At 66.3% G+C, this 3599-nt stretch carries 3 protein-coding genes; all 3 read right to left on the reverse strand.

Annotated features, from left to right (window positions below; translation table 11 throughout):
- Positions 1-28 precede the first annotated feature (28 nt).
- Positions 29-1708: an LpqB family beta-propeller domain-containing protein gene (locus Q1V87_RS07530; protein ID WP_300591534.1), complete on the reverse strand. Its 1680-nt coding sequence runs from the start codon at positions 1706-1708 to the stop codon at positions 29-31.
- Positions 1705-3414 carry an MtrAB system histidine kinase MtrB gene (gene mtrB, locus Q1V87_RS07535; RefSeq protein WP_300591535.1) on the reverse strand — a complete coding sequence of 570 codons (1710 nt, stop codon included), beginning with the start codon at positions 3412-3414 and terminating at the stop codon, positions 1705-1707. Before mtrB ends, Q1V87_RS07530 begins: the two co-directional genes overlap by 4 nt.
- A gap of 48 nt (positions 3415-3462) precedes the next feature.
- On the reverse strand, positions 3463-3599 hold a 137-nt coding region (locus Q1V87_RS07540), incomplete at its 5' end, for a winged helix-turn-helix domain-containing protein (protein WP_300591536.1).

The raw sequence follows: 3599 nt of genomic DNA on the forward strand, positions 1-3599 counted from the left end.
ACAGACCCGCTCGGGAGGAGCCGATGGGTCACTGCTGCGGCGTGCCCTGCTGAACCGCGAGAAGCAAGATCCCCTCCGCGGTCTGCAACCAGTTCGCGCCGCGGCGCACGTAGAGCCCGCCCTCCTCCGATCGGAGGCGAACGCTCGACGTGGCGGTAGCAACCGTCGAGATCGAAACGCCGGCGGGACCGGAAACGGTTGCGGAGGCGCCCCCGACGACCTGTTCGACGAGGTTGGTCTCGGTTCCTGATCGCACAACGACGGCCACAGTGACGTCATCCGTCCACGCCATCGACACGGCCTCACCCTCGATGCTGCCCGCAACGGTCGGCTCTCCCAATCGAGCTGGGACTCCATCGTTGTTTCGGATGACCCCGGACAGCCATACCTCGGTGCGATCACCGACGCGCACAACGCCTGCCATGCGTGTCCCGTCTCGGGAGATCGACACGGCCTGCACATCGGTGGCGCCGGCTGCCGCCCACGGCTGCGACAGAAGCGGTGACTCGACGCCGGGACCGAAGGCGGTGAGAGCGGCCGGTGAACGCGCCGGAATACTCCAGACGAAACCCCGGGCATCGATCACGGGATCTCGAAGCCCGCTGCGGGTGTCGAGGACCACGACATCGTCGGTAGCTTCAGCGCGTGCAACCGAGCCGTCCGCTGAGCGGACCGCTGCGCTTTCCTGGTCCGGTCCGACCTGCACGGCCACAGGATTACTTCGGACAACGGCCTCCGAGAGCCCGGGAATCGCCGTGATCGCGTTGCCGGAGAGGAAGCCGAACCCTTGGTCGGTCATCACCAGCGGGCTGCCGGTAACCGCGGTCGAGCGGGTCGGTACCGGAGTCGCAGCGATCGGGACGCCGTCGACGGTCAGCTGCACCTCCGTGATCCCGGCGGTGGTGAGGCTCGCTTCCAGTTGCGTTGCCATGCGGTCGATCGTGAGCTGGGGCAGTGCGAGTACCTCCGGCGACAGCTCAACCTGCGCAGTTCCTGCGCTCTGGGGCACTGACGAATAGACGGAGGTCACGTCGTCCGTGAATGCAGTGGATACTGCCCCGGTGAGCCAATCGCTCGGCTGCTCATCGACCAGCGCCGTGGTGATGCGTACGGCAGCGGATGTGGTCGGGAACCATCTCTCGTCGGGAACGAGATAGGTCCACGACAGGTCGAAGTACATCACCGAGTACCGATGGAAGACGGTGCCGAACACACTCTCGTCGAGGACGATCCCGTCGGGGGCTCTCGCGATCCGCCACTGGCCCGCTATCTCGACCAGTTCGAACGCGAGGGTTGCGGTGCCGCCGAGGGCCGGCTCGTAGCGACCGGTCTCGTCGACACTGGCAACGGGCGCAAGGGTGACTTTGACCATGTCATCGACCGCCGGCTGAGCAACGATCTGCCCCGTGGGTACGATCGTGACACCCGCTGAGGGGTCCCACGAGGACTGGATCGAGGGTGCAAGAAAAGACCGGGCGGCCTGCCAGTCATTGCTCGAGCCCGATCCAGCCAGGAGGAACCCCTCGACGATCTCCTCCGGAGTCGCTCCGGGCTGGGCTTCCTCCGGGAAGAAGCGCACCTCAGGACCGGTCAGCACCTCATCGACGGGCCGACCAGCAGTGACCGGTCCACTGACGGGCAGCCCCGCGCAGGCCGAGAGCGCCAGGATGCCGACCATTGCCAGCGCGCTTGCGATGAGCCGCCTCATGACTGAGCTCCCGGTGCTCGGTCATCGCTGGGAATCGTGGATATCGGCTGGGTGTGCTCGAAGGCGTCGAGCGTGTTCTCGTCGCCAGGGTCAAGCGGAATGGGCGAGTCGAGCGGAATGGGCGAGTCCAGCGGAAGCGCCGCGGGTCCCGTGCGGTGCGCGCCGCGCGGAAGCGTGAGCACGAAGTGGGCCCCGCGTCCAGGTTCCGACCACACAGCCAGCTCTCCGCCGTGAAGCTTCGCGTCGCCGAGTGAGATCGCCAGGCCCAGACCCGTTCCGCCCAGGGTGCGCTTGCGGGACGGATCGGCGCGCCAGAAGCGGTCGAACACGCGTGCGGCGTCCTCGGCGGCAATACCCATGCCGAAGTCTCGGACTCCGACAGCGACAGCTTGCTGATTGCTGTCTACGGTGACCACGACCGGCTTGCCCTCACCATGCTCGATGGCGTTCCCGATGAGATTTCGCAGGATGCGGCGCACCCGCCGGGGATCAAGATCTACCGGCGAGTAACCGCCCGGTGCGACCAAGCGCAAATCAGTGCCGTGCTGGTGGGCGACCTGCTCCATCGAGGCGATCACATCTTCTGCCACATGGGCAAGGCTCGTCGGTTCCAGCTCGAGCTGCACCGATCCCGCGTCGTATCGGCTGATCTCCAAGAGGTCGCTGAGGAGAACTTCGAAGCGCTCGACCTGAGCAGCAAGCAACTCGGCGGCGCGCGCAGTCGCCGGGTCGAAGTCATCGCGGCGGTCGTTCAACATGTCGGCGGCAAGCCGGATGGTGGTCAGGGGGGTTCGCAGCTCGTGCGAGACATCCGAGACGAATCGCTGCTGCACCAGGGACAGATCAGCGAGCTCCTTGATTTGAGATTCGATACTGTCGGCCATCGCGTTGAAGGACTCACCCAGCGTTGCGAGTTCGTCCTCGCCGCGCACGGGTAGCCGAACACCGAGCTCCCCTGCCGCGAGCTTCGCGCTGGTCTGCGCAGCTTCACCAATGGGGGTTGTAACCGAGCGGAGCACGAACCAGGCGATGCCGCCGATGAGCAAGACCAGTGCGACGCCGACGACCCACAGCGTCGCCTGAACGAATCGGAGCGTCTGATCCGCGCTTTCCAGCCCGTACGCGTAGTAGACCTCGAAGTTGCCGACCTGCGGAAAGATCAGCTGCTGCCCGACGACGATGCCGGGCGTGCCCGAAGCATCGAGGGCTACCGACTGCCACCACTGCTGGTTGGCATCGGCCCGCACTTTCTCGCGCAGCCCCTCGGAGATGATCGCCGTGTCGAACTCGCCGACGCGGTATGCCTGCGCTGCGGCCGAGGGCGCCCCCATGCGAAACGTCGCGATCATGTCGGTCGAGGACTGCTGCTGCAGCGCCGTGCGCAGCCCAAGCCAGACACGTTGGATCTGCGCCGGATCTCCCTGCGTGTCAGCGCTGTCGAGCACCGTCTGCGCGGATGCCGTCGCACGAAGCGCCTGCTCGGTAACCTCGTCGCGGCGGGAGGCGAAAAGATCGTCCTGGATGGCCAGAGCAGTCCAGGTCACGGCGATGAGGACGGCGAAGGCCGTAAGCACGATCGTCACCGAGAGCGTACGAAACCGCAGCGAACGTCGCCACAGGTGCACGAGGTTGTCAGGCCACGCCCTCCAGTTGCGTCGCCAGATCAGCGGGCGAAACGACGGCTCGGCGGCCCCTTGGGAGCCCACTGTCTCACCTCACGCGACCGCTGCACGCGGCTCGATCGTCGACAACACTCACTCCACTGCACCGGCCCGGTAGCCCACACCGCGCACTGTCGTGACGATGCGGGGGTTGTCGGGGTCGAGTTCGACCTTGGCGCGCAGCCGCTGCACGTGCACGTTGACCAGACGCGTGTCGGCCTTGTAGTGGT

This window comes from Microbacterium sp. (genome assembly GCF_030149085.1).
GTDB lineage: Bacteria > Actinomycetota > Actinomycetes > Actinomycetales > Microbacteriaceae > Microbacterium.

Coding starts and splice junctions, on each gene's coding strand:
- Q1V87_RS07530 (WP_300591534.1), bottom strand. CDS start 1,708: ATGAGGCGGCTCATCGCAAGCGCGCTGGCAATGGTCGGCATCCTGGCG.